Raw genomic sequence first — 6411 nt, forward strand, 5'->3', positions numbered from 1 at the left:
CCCCGCCGACCGCCCGCCTCAACGCCCACTCCGCGCCGATCGACCACCGGCACACCACCGAAGAACCACCCGAGTCCGAGGACGCCGCCATGCCCGCCACCCCCGTACCCCTCCATCGATCCCAGCCCGTCGGCCCCGCTTGGACCGACGAAGCACGCGAACTGCTGAACCTCGTCCGGCACTTGGCCGCCGCTGAACTCGCGCCCCGGGTGGAACGACACGAAGCCGAGGCGGTCTTCCCGCGCGAACTGCTGCGCACCCTCGGCCGGGTCGGCCTGCTCGGGCTGCCCTACCCGGAGCAGTACGGCGGGGGCGCCCAGCCCTACGAGGTGTACCTCACCGTCCTGGAGACACTGGCCCAGCACTGGCTCGGGGTCGCCCAGTCGGTCAACATCCACGTCCTCTCCTGCTACGGCCTGGCCGCCTTCGGCACCGAGGAGCAGCGAGCAGCCTGGCTTCCCGACATGCTGAGCGGCGAACTCCTCGGCGCGAACTGCATATCGGAGGCCGAAGCGGGCTCCGACATCTCGGCCGTGCGGACCACCGCGACCCCGCACGAGAACGACTACGTCGTGAGCGGCGTCAAGTCCTGGGTCAGCCACGCGGGCGCCGCCGACTACTACAACGTGTTCTGCCGCACCGGAGGCGACGGAGTACGCGGTCTCTCCCTGCTGCTGGCCCCTGCCGACACACCGGGAATCCATCCGCAGGCTCATGAGCGCAAGATGGGAGTCCGCTCCTCACCGACCGCCCAAGTCGTGTTCGACGCGGCGGAGATCAGCCAGGACCGACGGATCGGCCGGCCTGGCAAGGGTTTCCTCATCGCGATGGGCCTGTTCGACCGAGGCCGCCTCGGCATCGCGGCCTGCGCGGTGGGGCTGGCCCAGGCCGCCCTCGACTACGCCGTCACCTACGCGAAGTCCAGGCTACAGTTCGGAAAGCCGATCATCTCCTTCCAGGGGATCGGTTTCATGCTCGCCGACATGGCCACCCAGGTGGCCGCGGCCCGTTCGCTCCTGCTCGACGCCGCCCGCCGGTTCGACGCCGGGCAGCCGTCCTCGGCGGCCGCCGCCCAGGCCAAGCTCTTCGCCACGGACACCGCGATGCGCGTGACCACGGACGCCGTCCAGGTCCTCGGCGGCTACGGATACGTGGCCGACCATCCGACGGAGCGCTGGATGCGCGAGGCCAAGCTGCTGCAACTCATCGAAGGCACCAACCAGATCCAGCGTCTGGTGATCTCGACCTCCCTGTGATCCGACGTGCCTGCGCTCGCCGCCCGCACCTCTCCGACAGCCGCACAGCCAGGGCGAGTTATACGTACCACGGGAGCGGGATCCAGCCCGGCGGGCGCTGACCTGGAACGCCCGCTGCTCTCCAGGGCAGTTGTGCCCGACCCGTTGACAAGGTGGTCATCTGGCGGAAACCTGTCACCCGGTCAGAGCAAAAGATTAACTGAAATTCTCAAAAACTCGCTGACACCCACATGCTTCTCCGCGTGGAGGGTGTCAGGCGAGGTCTCCGCAGGCGTTCACCCCCGCATCCGCCCCGCGCCCGTCCTGCTCCTCGGTGCCGTACCCGCCCGTTGAGCCGGACGCGTCGCGGCCGGGTGCCCGGGTGAGGAATCAAGAGGACTTCATGCGATTGAGAAACCACGGACGGCGCGTGATCGTCGGTTCGGTGATGGCGGGCCTGATAGGGGTGGGGATGCTCCCCGCCTCCGCCCACGCGGCCGAGGGCCCCAACCTCGCCCTGGGCAAGCCCGCGACCGCGGGTGGCACGAACGGCAGTTACATCGCGGGCAACGTGACGGACGGAAGCCAGGCGTCCTACTGGGAGGGCCCCAACGGGTCGTTCCCCCAGTGGGTGCAGGTCGACCTGGGCGCGAGCACCGAGGTCGACCGGGTCGCGCTGAAGCTGCCGGCCTCCTGGGGCTCCCGCGTCCAGACGCTGAGCGTGCTGGGCAGCGCGAACGGATCCTCCTTCGCCACGCTGGCCGGATCGGGGGCGCGCACCTTCGACCCGTCCGCCGCCAACACGGTCAGCATCCCCGTCACGGCGACCACGGCCCGTTTCATCCGCGTGCAGGTGGCCGCCAACTCCGGCTGGAACGCGGCCCAGTTGTCCGAGCTGGAGGTCTTCGGCGAGGACGACGGCGGTCCGGTCGACCCGCCGCCGGCCGGCACCAACCTGGCGCGCAACAAGCCGATCGAGGCATCGTCGGTCACCCAGTCGTACGTGGCCGCCCACGCCAACGACGGGAACACCGGCACCTACTGGGAGTCGGCCGGTTTCCCCGCGACCCTGACCGCCAAGCTCGGCGCCAACGCCGACGTCGAGGCGGTCCGGATCAAGCTCAACCCCGACCAGGCGTGGGGGCCGCGCACCCAGGCCGTCGAGGTACTCGGGCGTGAGCAGTCCGCCACCGGGTTCACCTCCCTGAAGGCCCGCGCCGACTACCAGTTCAGCCCGTCGGCCGGGGACAACACCCTCACCATCCCGGTCACCGGCCGGTTTGCCGACGTGCAGCTCAAGTTCTTCACCAACAGCGGCGCTCCCGGCGCCCAGGTGGCCGAGTTCGAGGTGGTGGGCGCCGCTGCCCCGAACCCGGACCTCACGGTCACCGACCTCACCTGGACCCCCTCCTCCCCCTCGGAGACGGACCCCGTCGAGGTCAGCGCGACCGTCCGCAACGCCGGAACCGCCGCTTCGCCGGCCACCACCGTCAACGTGAGCCTCGAAGGCGCCGTGGCGGGAAGCGCGCAGGTCGGCGCACTCGCCGCCGGCGCGTCCACCACCGTGAGGATCCCCGTCGGCAGGAAGGCGATGGGCAACTACACCGTGTCCGCCGTCGTCGACCCGGCCAACACCGTCGTCGAGCAGGACGACACCAACAACAGCCGGACCGGCTCCTCCAAGCTGGTCGTCGGCCAGGCGCCCGGCCCCGACCTCACGGTCACCGCGATCACCCCGAACCCGTCCTCCCCGGCGGTCGGTGCGCAGGTCTCCTTCACGGCCACGGTCCAGAACCGGGGCACCACCGGTGTCGCGGCCGGGACCGTCACCCGTCTCGCGGCGGGCACCACCACCCTGAGCGGGACCACCCCCGCGGTTCCCGCGGGCGAGACGGTCACCGTGCCGATCTCCGGCACCTGGACCGCCGCGAGCGGCGGGGTCACCCTCACCGCGACGGCCGACGCCACCGCGACGGTGACCGAGACGAACGAGAACAACAACGTCTTCAGCCGATCGCTGGTCGTGGGCCGCGGCGCCGCCGTGCCCTACACGGAGTACGAGGCGGAGGACGCCCGCTACCAGGGCACCCTGCTCACCGCCGACGCCACGCGGACCTTCGGCCACACCAACTTCGCCACCGAGTCCTCCGGCCGCAAGTCGGTCCGCCTCAACTCGACCGGCGAGTTCGTGGAGTTCACCTCCACCAACGCCGCCAACTCCATCGTCGTGCGCAACTCCATCCCGGACGCCGCCGGCGGCGGCGGACGGGAGGCCACGCTGAGCCTGTACGCCGACGGCCAGTTCGTGCGGAAGCTGACGCTCTCCTCCAAGCACAGCTGGCTCTACGGCACCACCGACGACCCGGAGGGGCTCAGCAACACCCCGGCGGCCGACGCCCGCCGCCTGTTCGACGAGTCCAACGCGCTGCTGGCGCAGTCGTACCCGGCCGGCACCAAGTTCCGCCTCCAGCGGGACGCCGGTGACACGGCCTCCTTCTACATCATCGACCTGATCGACCTGGAGCAGGTCGCGCCCCCGGCGGCCCAGCCGGCCGGCTGCGTCTCGATCACCAACTACGGCGCGGTGCCCAACGACGGCCTCGATGACACCGACGCGATCCAGCGCGCCGTGACGGCCGACCAGAAGGGCGAGATCTCCTGCGTGTGGATCCCGGCGGGCCAGTGGCGCCAGGAGCAGAAGATCCTGACCGACGACCCGCTCAACCGGGGCACGCACAACCAGGTCGGCATCCGTGACGTCACCATCCGCGGCGCCGGCATGTGGCACTCGCAGCTCTACACGCTGACCCCGCCGCACCAGGCGGGCGGCATCAACCACCCGCACGAGGGCAACTTCGGCTTCGACATCGACCACAACACGCAGATCTCCGACATCGCGATCTTCGGTTCCGGCACCATCCGCGGGAACAACGGCCAGGAAGAGGGCGGCGTCGGCCTCAACGGTCGCTTCGGCAAGAACACGAAGATCAGCAACGTGTGGATCGAGCACGCCAACGTCGGCGTCTGGGCCGGCCGCGACTACACCAACATCCCCGAGCTGTGGGGCCCCGGTGACGGCGTCGAGTTCTCGGGCATGCGGATCCGCAACACCTACGCCGACGGCATCAACTTCGCCAACGGCACCCGCAACTCCACCGTCTTCAACTCGTCCCTCCGCAACAACGGCGACGACGCGCTGGCCGTCTGGGCCAGCAAGTACGTCAAGGACACCTCGGTGGACATCGGATCCAACAACCACTTCCGCAACAACACGATCCAGCTGCCCTGGCGGGCCAACGGCATCGCGGTCTACGGCGGGTTCGGCAACACCATCGAGAACAACATCATCTCCGACACCATGAACTACCCCGGCATCATGCTGGCCACCGACCACGACCCGCTGCCCTTCTCCGGGCAGACCCTCATCTCCAACAACGCCCTGTACCGGACGGGCGGCGCGTTCTGGAACGAGGACCAGGAGTTCGGCGCCATCACCCTGTTCGCGCAGGGCCAGCCGATCCCGGGCGTCACCATCAAGGACACGGACATCGTCGACTCGACGTACGACGGCATCCAGTTCAAGACCGGCGGCGGCGAGATGCCGAACGTCAAGATCACCAACGTGCGCATCGACAAGTCGAACAACGGCTCCGGCATCCTCGCGATGAGCGGCGCCCGCGGCAGCGCCACCCTGTCGAACGTGACGATCACCAACTCGGCCCAGGGCAACATCCTGGTCGAGCCCGGATCCCAGTTCGTCATCAACAACCCGTAACGCCGTCGGCGGCGTCCGAGGCGCCGTGACGAGGGGGGCCGGCCACGGCGGTGGCCGGCCCCCTGCCCGGACCGACGTAGACGAGACGCAGATTGCTGCCTGCAATTCTTCCATCATTCGCAGCAAATCAATGACACATGCGAGCCATACGGAATCACGACGAGCCGCGTCCCGCAGCCATCGCCTGCGGGGCCGAGATCGGGGACAGATGAAACTGCACAACTGGAGATCACGGAGCATGTGCGCCGTGATCGCGACGAGCCTCCTGGCGCTGGGGGGTCCTCTCATGGCCGCCCAGGCCGCCGGAGGCCCCAACATCGCACTGGGCGACCCCGCGGCGGCCAGCAGCGGAGCACCCGAGTACGGCGCCGCGCACATCACCGACGGCAACCAGGGCACCTACTGGCAGAGCTCCGGGTCGAGCCTGCCGCAGTGGGTGCAGGCCGACCTCGGGACGAGCACCCGCGTCGACGAGGTCGTCCTGAAGCTCCCGGCGGGCTGGGAGAGCCGCAACCAGACGCTGTCCGTCCAGGGCAGCGCCGACGGCACCAGCTTCTCCACCCTGAAGAGCTCGGCGACGTACACCTTCAATCCGGGCACCGGCAACACCGTCACGGTGGGCTTCCCGGCGACCCAGGCCCGCTTCGTACGCATCGACATCACGGCCAACACCGGCTGGCAGGCGGCCCAGCTCTCCGAGCTCGAAGTGCGTGCCGCCGACGGCACCTCGGCGAACCTCGCCGCGGGCAGGACCCTGACCGCGAGCAGCCACACCGAGGTGTACACGGCGGGCCACGCCAACGACGGCAACAAGGCCACCTACTGGGAGAGCCGGAACAACGAGCTGCCGCAGTGGCTGCGGGCCGATCTCGGCTCCTCGGTCCGCGTCGACCGGGTCGTGCTGCGGCTGCCCGACGGCTGGGGCGCGCGCAGCCAGACCCTGAAGATCCAGAGCAGCGCGAACGGCACGGACTTCACCGACCTCACGACCTCGAAGGCGTACGAGTTCGCCCCCTCGGGCCAGAACTCCGTGACGATCCCGTTCGGCGAGACGACGGCGCGCTACATCCGGGTCCTGGTCACGGCGAACACCGTGCAGCCGGCGGCCCAGCTCTCCGAGCTGGAGGTGTACGGACCGGCCACCGGGGACACCCAGGCGCCGACGGCCCCGGCGGGCCTGGCGTTCACCGAACCCGCGACCGGCCAGGTGAGGCTCACCTGGACCGCCGCCACGGACAACACCGGCGTCACCGGGTACGACGTCTACGCCAACAACGCGCTCCTGACCAGCGTGGCGGGCAACGTCACCACGTACACGGACAGCCGCCCGGCCAACCAGACGGTGACCTACCACGTCCGGGCCAAGGACGCGGCCGGCAACCAGTCCGCGAACAGCAACGC

At 69.7% G+C, this 6411-nt stretch carries 3 protein-coding genes; all 3 read left to right on the plus strand.

The window, feature by feature from the left end:
- Positions 1-89: 89 nt before the first annotated feature.
- The gene (locus ACFXMG_RS29110; RefSeq protein WP_383816669.1) at positions 90-1256 is read left to right on the plus strand and encodes an acyl-CoA dehydrogenase family protein; all 1167 of its coding nucleotides are present in this window, start codon (positions 90-92) and stop codon (positions 1254-1256) included.
- Positions 1257-1638: 382 nt separating this feature from the next.
- Positions 1639-5010 (plus strand): CARDB domain-containing protein, encoded by a 3372-nt coding sequence (locus ACFXMG_RS29115; RefSeq protein ID WP_383816667.1) that lies wholly within the window; start codon positions 1639-1641, stop codon positions 5008-5010.
- A 208-nt stretch (positions 5011-5218) separates the two neighbouring features.
- On the plus strand, positions 5219-6411 hold a 1193-nt coding region (locus ACFXMG_RS29120; protein WP_384902599.1), incomplete at its 3' end, for a discoidin domain-containing protein.

Origin of the sequence: Streptomyces sp. NPDC059201, from assembly GCF_042754585.1 — a bacterium.
In the GTDB taxonomy this organism is placed as follows: domain Bacteria; phylum Actinomycetota; class Actinomycetes; order Streptomycetales; family Streptomycetaceae; genus Streptomyces.